The sequence below is a fragment of the Bacillus sp. FJAT-47783 genome (assembly GCF_022808615.1).
GTDB lineage: Bacteria > Bacillota > Bacilli > Bacillales > Aeribacillaceae > Bacillus_BZ.
The window spans coordinates 23,812-38,276 of record NZ_JAKZKS010000018.1; the positions used below are offsets into that span (position 1 = coordinate 23,812).

Annotated in this window: 15 protein-coding genes and 2 riboswitches; of the genes, 3 read left to right on the forward strand and 12 right to left on the reverse strand. The window is 38.6% G+C overall.

Going from position 1 to position 14,465, the window contains the following annotated elements; genetic code table 11:
* Positions 1 to 79: 79 nt before the first annotated feature.
* Both MLD65_RS12680 and MLD65_RS12685 read right to left on the reverse strand, forming a co-directional pair.
* Positions 80 to 1,387, reverse strand: coding sequence for a nucleobase:cation symporter-2 family protein (locus MLD65_RS12680; protein ID WP_243292237.1), 1,308 nt, complete (start codon positions 1,385 to 1,387; stop codon positions 80 to 82).
* Positions 1,384 to 1,983, reverse strand: a complete 600-nt coding sequence (locus MLD65_RS12685) for a xanthine phosphoribosyltransferase (protein WP_243292238.1) — start codon at positions 1,981 to 1,983, stop codon at positions 1,384 to 1,386. The genes MLD65_RS12680 and MLD65_RS12685 overlap by 4 nt, the downstream gene beginning before the upstream one ends.
* Before the next feature lie 136 nt (positions 1,984 to 2,119).
* Positions 2,120 to 2,221, reverse strand: a riboswitch (purine riboswitch).
* A gap of 215 nt (positions 2,222 to 2,436) precedes the next feature.
* Here MLD65_RS12685 and MLD65_RS12690 point away from each other — a divergent pair.
* The 3 genes from MLD65_RS12690 (at position 2,437) to MLD65_RS12700 (ending at position 4,461) form a co-directional block, all read left to right on the forward strand.
* Positions 2,437 to 3,216 carry an SDR family NAD(P)-dependent oxidoreductase gene (locus MLD65_RS12690; protein WP_243292239.1) on the forward strand — a complete coding sequence of 260 codons (780 nt, stop codon included), beginning with the start codon at positions 2,437 to 2,439 and terminating at the stop codon, positions 3,214 to 3,216.
* 35 nt (positions 3,217 to 3,251) lie between these two features.
* Positions 3,252 to 3,581 (forward strand): ArsR/SmtB family transcription factor, encoded by a 330-nt coding sequence (locus MLD65_RS12695; RefSeq protein ID WP_243292240.1) that lies wholly within the window; start codon positions 3,252 to 3,254, stop codon positions 3,579 to 3,581.
* A gap of 142 nt (positions 3,582 to 3,723) precedes the next feature.
* On the forward strand, positions 3,724 to 4,461 hold the full coding sequence (locus MLD65_RS12700; RefSeq protein ID WP_243292241.1) for a hypothetical protein: 738 nt from the start codon (positions 3,724 to 3,726) through the stop codon (positions 4,459 to 4,461).
* A 254-nt stretch (positions 4,462 to 4,715) separates the two neighbouring features.
* Here MLD65_RS12700 and MLD65_RS12705 read toward each other — a convergent pair whose 3' ends face one another.
* The 10 genes from MLD65_RS12705 to MLD65_RS12750 are packed head-to-tail and all read right to left on the reverse strand — an operon-like array spanning position 4,716 to position 14,007.
* Complete coding sequence (locus tag MLD65_RS12705; RefSeq protein ID WP_243292242.1) at positions 4,716 to 5,147, reverse strand: bifunctional adenosylcobinamide kinase/adenosylcobinamide-phosphate guanylyltransferase; 432 nt, start codon at positions 5,145 to 5,147, stop codon at positions 4,716 to 4,718.
* Positions 5,099 to 5,722, reverse strand: a complete 624-nt coding sequence (locus MLD65_RS12710) for a histidine phosphatase family protein (RefSeq protein WP_243292243.1) — start codon at positions 5,720 to 5,722, stop codon at positions 5,099 to 5,101. Before MLD65_RS12710 ends, MLD65_RS12705 begins: the two co-directional genes overlap by 49 nt.
* Complete coding sequence (gene cobS / locus MLD65_RS12715; protein WP_243292244.1) at positions 5,680 to 6,477, reverse strand: adenosylcobinamide-GDP ribazoletransferase; 798 nt, start codon at positions 6,475 to 6,477, stop codon at positions 5,680 to 5,682. Before cobS ends, MLD65_RS12710 begins: the two co-directional genes overlap by 43 nt.
* A complete protein-coding gene (locus MLD65_RS12720) occupies positions 6,467 to 7,981 on the reverse strand; it encodes a cobyric acid synthase (RefSeq protein WP_243292245.1) in 1,515 nt (504 codons plus the stop codon). The genes cobS and MLD65_RS12720 overlap by 11 nt, the downstream gene beginning before the upstream one ends.
* On the reverse strand, positions 7,978 to 8,547 hold the full coding sequence (locus tag MLD65_RS12725) for a bifunctional adenosylcobinamide kinase/adenosylcobinamide-phosphate guanylyltransferase (RefSeq protein WP_243292246.1): 570 nt from the start codon (positions 8,545 to 8,547) through the stop codon (positions 7,978 to 7,980). The genes MLD65_RS12720 and MLD65_RS12725 overlap by 4 nt, the downstream gene beginning before the upstream one ends.
* On the reverse strand, positions 8,541 to 9,626 hold the full coding sequence (cobD, locus tag MLD65_RS12730; RefSeq protein WP_243292247.1) for a threonine-phosphate decarboxylase CobD: 1,086 nt from the start codon (positions 9,624 to 9,626) through the stop codon (positions 8,541 to 8,543). The genes MLD65_RS12725 and cobD overlap by 7 nt, the downstream gene beginning before the upstream one ends.
* Complete coding sequence (gene cbiB, locus MLD65_RS12735; protein ID WP_243292248.1) at positions 9,583 to 10,560, reverse strand: adenosylcobinamide-phosphate synthase CbiB; 978 nt, start codon at positions 10,558 to 10,560, stop codon at positions 9,583 to 9,585. Before cbiB ends, cobD begins: the two co-directional genes overlap by 44 nt.
* Positions 10,553 to 12,022 (reverse strand): adenosylcobinamide amidohydrolase, encoded by a 1,470-nt coding sequence (locus MLD65_RS12740; RefSeq protein WP_243292249.1) that lies wholly within the window; start codon positions 12,020 to 12,022, stop codon positions 10,553 to 10,555. Before MLD65_RS12740 ends, cbiB begins: the two co-directional genes overlap by 8 nt.
* A gap of 1 nt (position 12,023) precedes the next feature.
* Positions 12,024 to 13,085: a FecCD family ABC transporter permease gene (locus MLD65_RS12745; RefSeq protein ID WP_243292250.1), complete on the reverse strand. Its 1,062-nt coding sequence runs from the start codon at positions 13,083 to 13,085 to the stop codon at positions 12,024 to 12,026.
* Positions 13,048 to 14,007 (reverse strand): ABC transporter substrate-binding protein, encoded by a 960-nt coding sequence (locus MLD65_RS12750; RefSeq protein ID WP_243292251.1) that lies wholly within the window; start codon positions 14,005 to 14,007, stop codon positions 13,048 to 13,050. The genes MLD65_RS12745 and MLD65_RS12750 overlap by 38 nt, the downstream gene beginning before the upstream one ends.
* Positions 14,008 to 14,217: 210 nt before the next feature.
* Positions 14,218 to 14,406, reverse strand: a riboswitch (cobalamin riboswitch).
* Between the last annotated feature and the right edge of the window lie 59 nt (positions 14,407 to 14,465).

The following is a 14,465-nucleotide window of genomic DNA, read 5'->3' on the forward strand; positions in this document are numbered from 1 at the left end:
ATTTTCTATCTAAATAAAAAAGTCGTCTCCACATTCTCATATCCTAAGAAGTGTTGACGACTTACGGAGTTTTTATTTTTTAAGAAGCAGCTTTTCTCTCTTGTAGAACAGCACGTGATTTGTGTTTTAATAGGACATTAAAGAATAAATTAAGAATAAAGGCTGTTATACTTCCTGCCACAATCCCGTTATCCGTTAAAATGCGAATACTTGATGGCATTTGTTCAAATATTTGTGGAACAGCTGTTACGCCCATTCCAATCCCGATGGAACAAGCAATGATTAATAAGTTCTCTTGGGATGAAAAGTCCACTTTACTTAACATTTTAATCCCATAAGCCATGACCATGCCGAACATTGCGACCATCGCCCCACCTAAAACTGGTGCAGGAATCACAGTCGTAAGTGCACCAATTTTCGGAACTAGCCCAAGAATAACGAGGAAAGCTCCAGCCGTATAAATGACATTATTCTTTTTAACGCCAGACAACTGTACGAGCCCTACATTTTGAGAATACGTTGTATAAGGAAAGGCATTGAATAATCCACCAAGAACGATCGCTAACCCTTCTGCGCGGTAGCCTTTTGCTATATCTTCTTCCGTTAGCTCTTTATCACAAATATCAGATAAAGCAAAGTAAACACCTGTTGACTCAACTAAGCTTACAACCGCAACTAACATCATCGTTAATATCGCTGTTATCTCAAAGGTTGGCATTCCAAAATAAAATGGTTTGGCCATATGAAACCACGAAGCTTCACCTACTGCACTGAAATCTACTTTTCCAAAAAGATAGGCAACGACTGTACCAACCAATAAACCTAATAAAATCGAGATTGAACGAATGAATCCAGTGAAAAATTTGTAAAGCACTAAAATAAAGACTAACGTCCCGAATGCTAATGCAATATTGAAAAGGGAGCCGTAGTCAGGGCTTCCAACACCACCAGCCATATTATTCATCGCAACAGGAATTAACGTAATTCCTATTATTGTGACAACTGAACCTGTAACGACTGGAGGGAAAAAGCGGACAAGCTTCCCAAAGTATTTACTAATCAAAATAACAAAAAGACCTGTCACTATAATCGCGCCATAAATGGCAGAAATCCCATATTGGCCACCGATAGCAATCATTGGACCAACCGCAGTAAATGTACATCCTAATACGACTGGAAGGCCAATTCCAAAAAAGCGATTTTTCCACACTTGTAAAATCGTAGCAATTCCACACATTAATATATCAATCGATACTAAATAGGTTAGTTGTTCACCCGTTAAACCTAAGGCTCCTCCTACAATAAGCGGAACGATGACAGCACCAGCATACATGGCTAAAACATGTTGAATTCCTAATGATACGAGTTTAAATGATTGGTTCCTCATGATGTGAAGGCCCCTTCTAAAGAGTTTTCCTTAAATGAAACTTGGTTATTTTTTAACGATTCGATCTCAGCTAAAGATACAACATCGTATCCAAGTTTTCGAAGCTGTTTGCCGCCATTTTGAAACGCTTTTTCAATTACAATTCCGATCCCTGCTACGTTGGCGCCTGCTTTTTCAACAAGCTCAATTAATCCTAAAGCGGCTTGCCCGTTTGCTAAAAAATCATCAATGATTAATACTTCATCGTCTTTTTCAATGTATTTATTCGAAATTGAAATAGTGTTTTCTTCTTGTTTTGTAAATGAATAGACTTTTGACGTTATAAGATCTTCAGATAACGTTAACGACTTGCGCTTACGTGCAAATATTAATGGAACATTTAAGTTCAATGCTGTCATTAACGCTGGTGAAATGCCAGATGACTCGATCGTTAAAATTTTCGAAATTCGTTTATGTTTGAAACGATAAACAAATTCCTCCCCGATCGCTTTCATTAATTGTGGATCAACTTGATGATTTAAAAAGGAATCAACTTTTAAAACAGTTTCAGAAAGGACAACCCCTTCTTCTTCAATTTTCTTTTTTAATAAATTCATGTATAACGCTCCTTCAATTAGACTTTTAAAAAAACAAAAAACCTAAAGGCGATTGCACTCTACTCAAATAATATGAGTGAGACAATGACCTTTAGGTTGAATAGAAAAAGGGTATAAACGTATGTATCCGTATACAAACGTTCCATTGCTCACCCATAGTCGAATTATTTACGGTAATTCGGTAGAAACTTGCGAGCCATATCCCCGCGATTATATGAGTGAATTGACTATAAAATTTTGTAACTATTATAGCATTTCTACAAATAATATCAATATTTTCAAGAAAAACGAACGTTCAATCATTAATTTTCGAACAATTTCGATTAATAATATAATAACATTCGTTTTTTTAAAATCTCATCATTTGACAGTGTGGAACTTATTGATTACTATATGTTTAAACGTTTAACATTTTAAACATTTAAACACAATTAAAAAGGAGTACTATATGTCATGAATCAAACCGCTTTGATTACAGGTGCATCAAATGGGATAGGTCTTGAATTTGCGTATTTATTTGCTCATAAACAATACAATCTCGTATTAGTTGCCCGCAGTGAGGAAAAATTAAACGAACTTGCCCATGAACTAGAACGTAAATACGGTATAAGTGCAACAGTCATTGCACAAGATCTTGCAACTGATGGTGCTGATCAGCTAATTATGAAACAACTAGATGCAAAAGGGATTGAAGTTGATATTTTAATAAACAATGCAGGTTTTGGGGGATTTGGTGAGTTTGCGAATACAAATCTTGAAAATGAACTGAATATGATTCAAGTGAATATTACAGCACTTACCGCATTAACAAAGCGAGTTCTTCCAGGGATGATGAAACGAAAGCGCGGTCGTATTTTAAACGTGGCTTCGACAGCTGCCTTTCAACCAGGCCCGTTAATGGCTGTCTATTACGCATCAAAAGCATATGTCCTATCATTTTCTGAAGCATTAGCAAACGAGCTAAAGGATCATCACATTACGGTAACAGCTCTTTGTCCAGGACCAACGAAAACAGGATTCACGGAAAAAGCGAACTTAGAAAAATCGAAATTATTTAAACAAATGAAAGTGATGGATGTGAAAACGGTTGTTGAAGCAGGTTACAGTGGAATGATGAAAGGAAAAACCGTCATTATACCAGGCTTACAAAATAAGCTTTTAGCATCTTCCACTCGATTCGCACCTCGCAACGTCGTGACATCCATTGTACGAAGCATACAAGAGCGCGTATAATGTTTTGTAAGATTTTATAGAGAAGAGGATCGTTTATGGGACAAAAAGCTATCGAGACGTTTCGTGCATGTATTCCGTTATTTCAAACACTTAGCGACACGTACCGCCAAGATATCATCTTACTACTTGCCGAAAAAGGTCCATTAACAGTAAACGAAATTACTAATCATTCAACACTTTCAAGACCAGCCATATCACATCATTTGAAAATATTACGTGACAACGAGCTCGTTTCCATTGAACAAAAAGGGACACAGCGATACTATTCGCTAGCACTTGATACGTCTCTTAAATTATTAAAAGAATTAATTGAAGTGGTCGAGTCGACATGTGATTTAACTGACTCACCGTCTACTAAAGGTTGATAAAGTATTATATTTATTTTGTCAACCTTATTTTTTTCTTCTTCACTTTCTAAACCTACATCTATTCCCCCAAAATTTTTGCTATAATATGTTCGTTAAATGTTTCCTATCATCAGTCAAGCTAAAAGGAGTAGAGAAGACGTTGGAACAAGTAAAAAATTCTTTCCATACATTGAAGAAGCTTTCTGTAAAAGATTGGTTTTTATTATTTATTGGTATCGCGATTGCGACTGGGTTATTCTTACTAATTGGAACAAACAATATTTTCTTTCAATTTACCATTCTTCTATTTAATTCATGGTTAACGATTTTTGTTTTCCTTCTTTATAAGCGACTAAACTTATTCATAAAAGAACAGGCATCACAAACAAAAGAGAATGAAACAACTTTTCGACCGGTAGCAGATGATGACGTTGAAAAAACAATGCAATATAAAGAAAAAGAACTGACACAAATTGAATTAGACAAAACCATTATTTTCGAAGAATTGTTATCAAAAACGGATTTAAAAGAAGCAGAAAAACAAGCTTATCGAAAGAAAATCTCTGATAAAGAGTTAGAAGCAAAGTCGATTCAGCAAGACCTTGCCCTCTTAAAAACTCGTATTCAAAAGGTCGTAAAGGACAGTGCAAATTTTCTTTTAAAACGTGATCCATCACTCGAGAAGGTAATTGAATTGTTAAGTGCAGATTTTATCATTCATCGTTCGTTTGATGAAATTAACGAAAAGCTAAACGAAGTTCACTCGGAATTACCTCAAAACGTCATTGAGGATCTAAAGAAAGCCCATATGATGACAGATCAATATGCTCTTACACGAATCGGTTACCGCGAGTTAACAAAAGCTGCGAAAAAAGGGCGAGTCAGCTTATTAAAATAAGAATTGAAAACAAGCAGGAGATGATTCTTCTGCTTGTTTTCAATTTAAAAATCATAGTCTTGTTGAATAAGGAGAGGTCGAGGTAAAGTTTTTTCAAGCTCGTTTGCTTGTTTTCCGTTGTAGTTCCATTCTATTGAGGCACTTGCGCTACTTTATGTATCACTTTCCTCGTACTATGCGCATTTTCACAAGCTCCTTGCGTCTCGTTTCCCAAGTTATGCGCCTTTTAATAAAAAACGTGCACTTTTTTCTTTTTACTTGATCCGCTCATTGATTCCGTACCAAATAATATCAACTCTCTCCGCTCTTTTCACAATATCTTGAAAGCACCAGCCTGATACATCTCGCCATAATCTTTCTTTCGCTTCAAGCGGTACGATTCCTTTTGTCATGTCCGTACCAATTAAGATGAGGGAGCGACTTGAATCTTCCCTTTCCCACTTCTCCCATATATGCATTACTTGAAGCCAATGTGACTTCCAATCTTCTCTCTCCAAATGATCATATAAAAATTGCTCAACACCTTCAATGACTGTAATCGTTTGAAATGATTCAATCTTTATCCAATCATAAGCACACTTCTTCTCATATCCTGAAATCCAACTGTACGTTTCATTATCCTTTAACACATGTTGTTTTACCCACTTTCGTTTTCCGTTAAAGGCCCCTCCTGTAACAAAATGCACGGCTCTCCCCTCCTTACTTTCGAACGATTGCCGATTAACGTCATGCAACCACCAGGTTTAATCGTGTAGGCCCAATAAGATTTGCATTCTGGTGATACCTTGCTTAAAATTTCACGGATGACACCACCATGGGTGACAATGGCAATATGAGAAACCGACTGATCGTGAAATTCGTTTACAATATTCATCCACGCCTTCTGTACTCTGTTCGAAAATGTATCATACGTTTCACCTGACGGAATCGGTGACGTAAACGGATCATTCAACCATCCTTGATAATACGTATTATTCTTCAATTGTTCATATGTTTTTCCTTCCCAGTCACCGAAATGAATCTCCCTTAGCTCAGATAGTTCGATTCGCTCGTTTTCTGGATAAAAATAAGCAGCGGTTTCGATACAACGGAGTAAGTCACTACTGAAAACAAGCTGCGGTGAAAAATTTGTTCGTGCTGTTTGCAAGCGATTTTTCCCCTCTTCACTAAGAGGGGAATTCGTCCAACCGATGTATCGCTTTTCTTCGTTTTCCTTTGTTAAACCGTGGCGTATAAGTGTAATAACCACACGATCATCCATAAAATCGTTTCAGTCCCTTCAATCGACGTACCGAGTGTATCACCCGTAATGCCTCCGAAAGCGCGTTTAAATCCAAGTTTAAACCCGAAAAACACCATGCATGTCGAAAACATCAATATAAGCAACGTTAACAATAGGTGTGGAAAAAAGACACCATACACTACTAATAAAAGCACGAGATATAATAAAAACGTGAGAAGATCTCGCTTACGTAATGCTTCAACGAATAAATATGCTAACCCTTCTCGCTTAGCAAGACCAGGACCTGCGATGAATAAAACACCCATACTGATTCTTGATAGTATCGGAATAGTTGCAAATAAGATTAAATCCTCAAATGAAATGGACTGAATGATTTCGTAAGCAAACAAAAATCGAAACAGTAATAAAAACAGTAATGATAAAACACCGAACGTTCCAACGCGCGGGTCTTTCATAATCTCCAGCCTTCGTTTTGGATCACGATACGAAAAGAAGGCATCGCTCGTATCGACCCAGCCATCAATATGAATGCCCCCTGTAATAAAAATGAAGTAAAAAAGAAAGAAGAGTGTGAGCGCTAAATCAGAAAACGGGGTCCATTGATGGAGTCCCCATAACAGCACGCTTCCGATCACACCGATGATTGCCCCTAAAATAGGGAGAGATAAAATCCCGTACTTTAACCGAAATCGGTCTAATGGAATTTCTTTTGAAATGGGAATAACAGAAAAAAACTGAAGGGCCAAAATGAATCCATCTCGCCTATCCTTCACATTCAATCCCCCAAGTCTCGACAACAGAGACAACATAATCTAAGTCAATATGTTTTTTTACATGTTCAGCTAATCGGGAATATTGAGCCGCTTTTTCTTTTCGCAAATAAACAAATTCTTTTTCCGGGAGGTTTTTCTTCTTCCGAATATGATTTAGCCATTCACCTCGAAACGCATCGTTTTCAAAGAAATGGTGAAAATACGTTCCAATAATCCTTCCATTGTCCATCGACACCCCATCAAATGAATTTTGAAGTGTGATAAGCGGATTTACGTTTTCTAAATAGCGGACATCCGTTACCCCTAGATGGATTTCGTAGCCATCAACTTCATGAGGTGGAAAACCACTATTTGCATGAAGAACTCCGCTATTTTGAATCGTTTTCTTCGTACCCATAAAGGTTGTCATAGCTGGAATAATATCAAGCCCCGCTAATTGATAGCCAACTTGTCCTGTATCTGAACCGGCTTGATCGTAAAGGTAGGAACACATCATTTGATATCCGCCGCAAATTCCAACGATCGTGCCGCCGTTTTTTACATAGTCCTTTATTTTCAAATCAAAGCCAACGTTTTGTAATTGTTTGAAGTCAGCAATCGTGCTTCTCGTTCCCGGAATAATCACAGCATCCGGGTTGCCGAATTCGTTCGCATGATCGACAAAACGGATAGAAACATCTTCTTCAAATAAAAATGGCTCAACATCTGTATAGTTTGAAATGTACGGCAACCGAATAACGGCAATATCTATTTCTTTTTGATCCGATTGTGAAAAACGAGAGCCGATCGACAATGAATCTTCACTATCGATTCGGTGGTTATGTAAATACGGAATGACGCCTACGACTTTCACACCTGTCTTTTCTTCAATCCATGTGATTCCGTCTTCAAATAAGGACAAATCACCGCGAAATTTATTAATAATGATTCCTTTTACTCGCTTTCGCTCTTCTTCCTTTAGTAATTGCAACGTTCCGACAATACTTGCGAACACACCACCGCGTTCAATGTCCGCGATTAAAAATACCGGTACATCGGCCATTTCAGCAACCTTCATATTCACAAGCTCACGATCATTTAAATTAATTTCAACAGGGCTTCCAGCACCTTCCACCACGATGACGTCATATTCGTTTTCGAGTGTAGTAAGAGCCGTTTCAATCGTTTCTATCCCTTTTTCGTAAAATTTCTCCCGGTATTCTCTTCCTTCAAAACTTTGAAAGCTTTTTCCGAACAACACGACTTCTGCGCGGCGATCATTTCTCGGCTTTAATAAAATGGGATTCATATAGACCGTTGCGTCAACTCCCGCCGCTTCAGCTTGTATCCCTTGCGCCCGGCCAATTTCCTTTCCATCTTTCGTTACATATGAATTATTCGACATATTTTGCGACTTAAACGGAGCTACTTTATACCCTAAATCTCTAAATATCGTACAAAAAGCAGTCGCAATTAAGCTTTTTCCGGCATCCGATGACGTTCCTTGAAACATGACTCCTTTCATTTTCGCTCCCCCTTCATAAATAATGGTATCCCCCATTCCATTCTGAGTGCAACCGATGATTGTTGAACAATCCACTGGTGAATGTTTCCTAATAATCTCATATACGGCATTACTACATCCGTGTTGAACGGTTCATAAACGACTTCATTCGATACAATGACAAATAAGGAGGTCTTTCTCTGGATACGGAAAATGTCTCGCGTAATCGTTTGGAACACTTGTTTTTGATAGGTTAGTGACTTCCACCGTTCATCCCCATGTTCAACATGAAGAAACAATTCATTGTTCACAAGATTTGTTAAACAATCGAGTAACACGATTTCATTTCCCTTTAGCTTTTCTTGCAGTGAGCCAATTTGGCGCGGTTTTTCCCATGTAATCCAATTTACGGTTGATTCATCTCGCCGCTTTTGGTGATCGAAAATGCGTTCTTTCATTTCATCATCGTACACAATAGATGTCGCTATGTAATGAATCGGTTTACTCCGTTCGCTTTTTTTCAGACAATACGCTTCCGCCCATGAGCTCTTTCCACTTCTGACACCGCCTGTCACAAAAACTAGCATGTTCGACTCCATTTCCATAGCACTTCTAGTAATTGATCATTTTCTTCTTCTTTCTTAACAGCAAATCGTAAATAAGCTCCATTAAGGCTCGGAAAGTTAAACGTATGCCTAGCGACCATTCCCTTTTCGATTAAATAAGTTAATAGATGTTGAGATTCGATATCTTGATGTTTTAATAAATAGAAATTCACTTGACTTTGAGATAAGGAGAATCCCATCTTGCTTAATTCATGTAAAACTCGGTTTCGTTCTCGTTTTATATATTGCTGTGTATCAATCACAAATTTCTCATCTTGAAGGCAAATGAAGCCTGCTTTTTGCGCGATCGCATTAACGCTCCATTCGACTTGCAACTTTTTCATCGTTTGAATCGTTTGTTCATTTGCTAGTACGTACCCGAGACGAAGCCCAGCAATCGCATACATTTTCGTTAATGACCGTAAAATGATAACATTTGAAAATGTTTGTAAATACTTCACCATCGAAATAGACCTTTTCGCAAAGTCAAAAAATGCTTCATCAATGATGACATAAATACCTCCTTGTTCAGCCGCTTTAAACAGTTTCAACAGCTCATCTTCCTTGTATACGACCCCTGTCGGATTGTTCGGGTGACAAAGGATGAGCGCATCATTCTCCTTTAAATATGGAATCAATTCATCTGCTTTTAAATCCCATCCATCATCTTCCTTTAAAAAATAGGAAGAAACTTGACAATGATTGATGTGACAAGCTTTTCGGTATTCTGAAAAGGTCGGTTCTACAATGAAAACGTTCTTTTTTGCTAATAACCCGCTTGCTAATAGAAAAATCATTTCTGCTGCGCCATTTCCGATTAATATGTTTTCTGGTGAGACGTTTTCTTTTTTTGCAATAAGTTTTCTTAACTCGCTACAATTTGGGTCTGGGTAGTCCTTTACATAAAAAAGTAGTTCAGACCATTTTTCTTGTAGCGATATCGGCGGTCCAAGCGGATTTAAATTGACACTAAAATCAATTTTTACACAATCTTTCGAAAACGGAAGTTGTAATGCCTCAAATAAATAGGCTGGATTTGATCCATGTGACGGCCATTGCAATGAGTCCACCCCCTAAAATTAAAAGCAAGACAAAACACGCATTTGTACGCTCCATTATTTGTACAGATCGTTGAATATGATTTGCTTTAAGTGCATGAATGGCATCCCCTAATTTCGCCCGCGTTGATACAATCCCTTTGTATGTATTTCTTCCGCCTAGCTGCACACCGAGTAATGCGGCCATTGCTGTTTCTGGAAAGCCGCTATTGGGGCTCGGATGTTTTTTCGCATCCCTTCGGATCAAACGAAAGCATTCTTTTTTAGCTCTTGAAGTCCGATTGACGAAAATCATGACAAATGCCGTTAACCGACTCGGAATGTAGTTTAACAGATCATCTAATTTCGCAGAAGCATAGCCGAACTGTTCATATTTCTCATTTCGATAACCGACCATCGCATCAGCCGTATTCGCTACGCGGTAAAAAACAGCAAGAGGAGCACCGCCGATAAGAGTCCAAAAAAGCGGAGCCGTCACCGCATCGCTTGTATTTTCGGCAACGGTCTCGACCGTTCCACGAACGATTTCCTCCTCACCTAGCGTATCGGTATCTCGGCCAACGATCCATGAAAGTTTGATACGCGCTTGAGCCATGTCGTTTCGTGCTAACGGCTCGTACACTTCCACAGCTGCTTCTTTCAAGCTTTTTTCAGCAATCATAAAGGTGATGATGACCGTTTCAATGAATAGACCAAAGAGAACGTGAAGACGATAAGAAACGAAAACGAAACCGCCCGCAATGAGTGTAAAAAATATCGTTACAATTAGAATCATCCAAATCCCTTTCCACTTTTTGCTAGACCCTTTATTCCACTTCTTGTCAAAGTACGAAATAAACGCCCCGAAAAATCGGACAGGATGAGGGATGCTTTTCGGATCACCGATCACTTTATCAAGTATGTACGCTAAACCAATACAGATAAGATGATTAACCATTGTATTCACATCGCTTTTTATACTTCTTTAATGCGTTGATTGTACATTCATATACACCACGTCCAATGAGTTTCCCAACTTTCGTAATCGTCCCTGCGTACGGTATCGGCTCCCCTTGTTGTGTGGCCGCCACTAAAATACTATCCGTTGACGTTCCTGTCGCAATAGTATTCGTTTCTTTATCGATGATTTGTTCATCTATCATCGCCTTTGTTTTCGCCTCTGTTGCCGTCATTATTGCTTGAATAAATGCTTCATCTGTTAAAGAGCCATTTAGAAAAACCCATGTATTAATCGTCCCTGCGTACGGTTCGAACAAATGCTTGTGGCATTGCGACACATCAACGGCATTCCTCACACCCGCTGTAACACAAACGATGATGGAGAGCTCCTCCTCTTGCCATTCGTCAATTGCCACATCCTCTAATTTCGCTGCTGTCATCATACCAACCGTTTCTTTCGGATGAAAATTATGTCGTCTTAAGAAGTCCGCCATTTCTGCTTTTACATCATCACACATATAATCTTTTGAAACGTGACGGTTAACAAAATGAGAATACCAGCCAAGTCCTGCTCCAATAACGGCTGAAGACAACGTTTTTAACGGAATAGGCGATGAAAGTGTAATCATTTCACTCGTTTTTATAATATTTGACTTTCGAATCGTCCATTGTTTTTCATCTTCCTGGCTAGGTGATAGCATGAGTTGCGGTCTCGGCAATTCTGGATGTGGTCGCTTTTTACATTCCGCTTCATACACTAATTGAATTATATGCTCTTCTAACACATGGTTTGGCTCATCTAACGCGATAACCTCTCCATTTCTTAGTAGTAAAAGGTGATCACAATAAAGGCTTGCTAAATTTAAATCATGGAAAATAGAAATAACCGTTAAACCATTTTGTTTCGACCAACCTTTTAAACGGTCGAGTAAATTTTTTTGATGAGAGATATCTAAATGATTTGTCGGTTCATCTAATAATAAAATGCTCGGCTGTTGGGCAAGCGCTTGAGCTAAAAAGACACGCTGCCTTTCCCCACCGCTAATATCACTCATTGATTTTTCGGCATAATGAGCGATATCTGTTACATTCATCACTTCTTGTACAATCTCTTCATCTTCTTTTGACCATTGCTTAAATAACCCTTTTTGAAAGGGGTAGCGGCCGAGTGACACTGTTTCTTTCACCGTATAGTCAAACGCATTACTAAACAACTGCGGTAAGACGGCTACTTTTTGTGCAAGACGTTTCGCTGAATAGGAGGTAAGCGGTTTTCCATCTATTTCAATCGTTCCGCCTAAGGAAGGTAAAATACCGCTAATCATTTTTAACAAGGTTGTTTTCCCACTTCCATTCGGGCCTAAAATACCAAAAAATTCACCCTTTTGAACAGTAAAGGAAACATCTTTCACCACTTGATGATGTTGATACCCTCCGGATACATTCCTAACGTTAAGCATGTTATCCTCTTCTTTCTATCCGTTGTCTTATTAAAATAAAGGCAAACATTGGTGCACCAATAATGGCCGTAATAACGCCAATTGGCAGCTCCGTCGGTGACATTATCGTTCTGGCCACAAGATCTGTTAAAATTAAAAAGCCGGCACCGAATAGGAGTGATAAAGGCAATAAATGACGGTGGTCTGGCCCCCATAATAAGCGGTTTAAATGAGGAACAACTAAACCGACAAATCCGATTGTACCCGAAACGGCAACGGCCGCACCTGTTAATATAGAAGCAGATGTTAAAATAAAGAATTTCTTTTTTCTTACGTCGACACCTAAATATTGTGCCTTTTCTTCCCCAAAGGACATCGCGTTTAGTTCAGTGCCTTGGAACATTAACAGAAGCACACCGATAATAAAAAATGGAATCATGATTAGAACGTAATCCCATCCTCTCATCGATACACTGCCTAATAACCAATGAATCACCTGACGTAATTCTTCTCCGGCTAATGCAATCATTAAGGAAAGAAAAGCACCGAGAAACGAACTCATAATAATACCTGTTAAAATAATCGTTTCCATCTTCATCGTTTTTTCGACAAACCGAGAAAAAATAATGACGGCGACAATGGTTAAAAAGCCGGCTAATATGCTGACAACAGGTAATGTCATACTCCCGATAATCGGAATCTGGATCCCGAAAAAGAGGACAAATACAGCTCCAACTGAAGCCCCTGATGAAATCCCTAACGTATATGGATCTGCAAGTGGATTTTGCAGTAATCCTTGAAAGGCGGCTCCAGCCAGAGCTAAAGAAGCTCCGACAAGACCCGCCAAAATGACTCTCGGTAACCGAATATCAAGGATAATATTTTGCATCATCGGATCCGTTGTTTGACGTAACTCTGTTTGCAAAAGGGCATGTGAAAAAACATCAAGAATCGTTGTAACTGGAATCCGAATCGTTCCAATCGAAATCGCAAGGAGCGTCGAAACAACCAAAAACATAATGACGATGATATAGGCAATTAATTTATTATTTTTTGAAGACTTCCGGATAGATAACTTTTGCAAGCTCTTCTACTCCTTCAACTAATCTCGGACCTGGGCGGTTTACTAAATCAGGGTTTACATCGTGAACACGCTTTTCTTTAATTGCTGTAACACTTTGCCATCCATCTCGTTTTAACACTTGATCAACGACATCAGGTGTATAACTTCCATAAGTCGTAATGATCACATCAGGATTTGCTTTTATAACTGCTTCCGCTGACACTTGCGGCCATCCTTCTTCTGTAATCACGTTATTGGCTTGAATAATTCCTAACATTTCATCCATAAAATTATTTTTACCAGCTGCAAACGGCGTAGAATCTATTTCGATGTATACATTTTTTCGGTCTTCTTCAGGAATATCAGCCGCTTTTGCTGAAATTTCTTCTACTTGTGCTTTCATTTCTTTCACAACTGTATTCGCTTTATCAGATGTACCGGTAATCTTTCCAATTGTATTCATTGTTTCGTATACTTGTTCAAATGATGTCGCACTTTTCACAACGAAAACGGTAATCCCGGCATTTCGCAGTTGGTCTAATCCTTCTTCAGAATTATGAGCACCTGATTCATGGGCTAACACTATATCTGGCTTTAATGAAATAATTTTTTCTACATTAAAATCCATGCCACCGATTTTTTCAATGTCGGCTACTTCTTCTGGGTAGTTATCATTGTCTGAAACACCAACCATTTTTTCTCCGAGACCAAGGGCAAAAGCGATTTCGGTGTTACTTGGAATTAATGAAACGATTTTTTCAGGCTCTTTTTCAATGGTCACATCATTGCCAGAGGCATCTGTTACGGTGACTGGAAACGCACCTTCTGTTTGCTCGGTTTGATTCGCTTCTTCTTTCGTTTCATTGCCGTTTGAAGCGTTACAACCAGCTAAAACGAGAAGAGAAAGAAGCATAGCGAAGAATAATACGTGTAGCTTTTTCATCTGTTTGTTCCCCCTATTATGTATTAAAATGAAGGCTTTTTCCGTAAAATGATCGTTATTCTATGTTATATCCATCATTTTTACGAAGTTTAGCCAAAATAAAAAACATCTCCTTTAAAATGAGGAGATGTTGAAACCGTACATTCACCTTTTTTGCTGTAAAAGCATACGAAGGGCCCGACTTCTCCACCTCCCTATCCTCGTAGGGTTTTCGGTGTTTTGAAACAGGCAGGTTTCCTGGCTTATGCTCATCGTTCCTCAAACCCTTCCCGTAATAAAGATTACAGTGGTCAATTTTCGAGTCACTCGCATATACAGTGGCGGGACCGCGTTGGACTTTCACCAACTTCCCTTTTAACTGACACTTTGCTTGTCAGCACCTGTTTAACCGTGTATAAACTTGTCACATTGACTACATTATACTATAAATGGTTGCAATCGGGTAGTTGAGATTGGAA

What these genes read in the sequence shown, in the direction of transcription:
- MLD65_RS12680 (WP_243292237.1), bottom strand. Translation starts at nt 1,387, where the DNA reads ATGAGGAACCAATCATTTAAACTCGTATCATTAGGAATTCAACATGTT.
- MLD65_RS12740 (WP_243292249.1), bottom strand. Translation starts at nt 12,022, where the DNA reads ATGCTTAACGTTAGGAATGTATCCGGAGGGTATCAACATCATCAAGTG.
- MLD65_RS12690 (WP_243292239.1), top strand. Translation starts at nt 2,437, where the DNA reads ATGAATCAAACCGCTTTGATTACAGGTGCATCAAATGGGATAGGTCTT.
- MLD65_RS12695 (WP_243292240.1), top strand. Translation starts at nt 3,252, where the DNA reads ATGGGACAAAAAGCTATCGAGACGTTTCGTGCATGTATTCCGTTATTT.
- cbiB (WP_243292248.1), bottom strand. Translation starts at nt 10,560, where the DNA reads ATGGTTAATCATCTTATCTGTATTGGTTTAGCGTACATACTTGATAAA.
- MLD65_RS12750 (WP_243292251.1), bottom strand. Translation starts at nt 14,007, where the DNA reads ATGAAAAAGCTACACGTATTATTCTTCGCTATGCTTCTTTCTCTTCTC.
- MLD65_RS12720 (WP_243292245.1), bottom strand. Translation starts at nt 7,981, where the DNA reads ATGAAAGGAGTCATGTTTCAAGGAACGTCATCGGATGCCGGAAAAAGC.
- MLD65_RS12725 (WP_243292246.1), bottom strand. Translation starts at nt 8,547, where the DNA reads ATGCTAGTTTTTGTGACAGGCGGTGTCAGAAGTGGAAAGAGCTCATGG.
- MLD65_RS12710 (WP_243292243.1), bottom strand. Translation starts at nt 5,722, where the DNA reads ATGGATGATCGTGTGGTTATTACACTTATACGCCACGGTTTAACAAAG.
- MLD65_RS12685 (WP_243292238.1), bottom strand. Translation starts at nt 1,983, where the DNA reads ATGAATTTATTAAAAAAGAAAATTGAAGAAGAAGGGGTTGTCCTTTCT.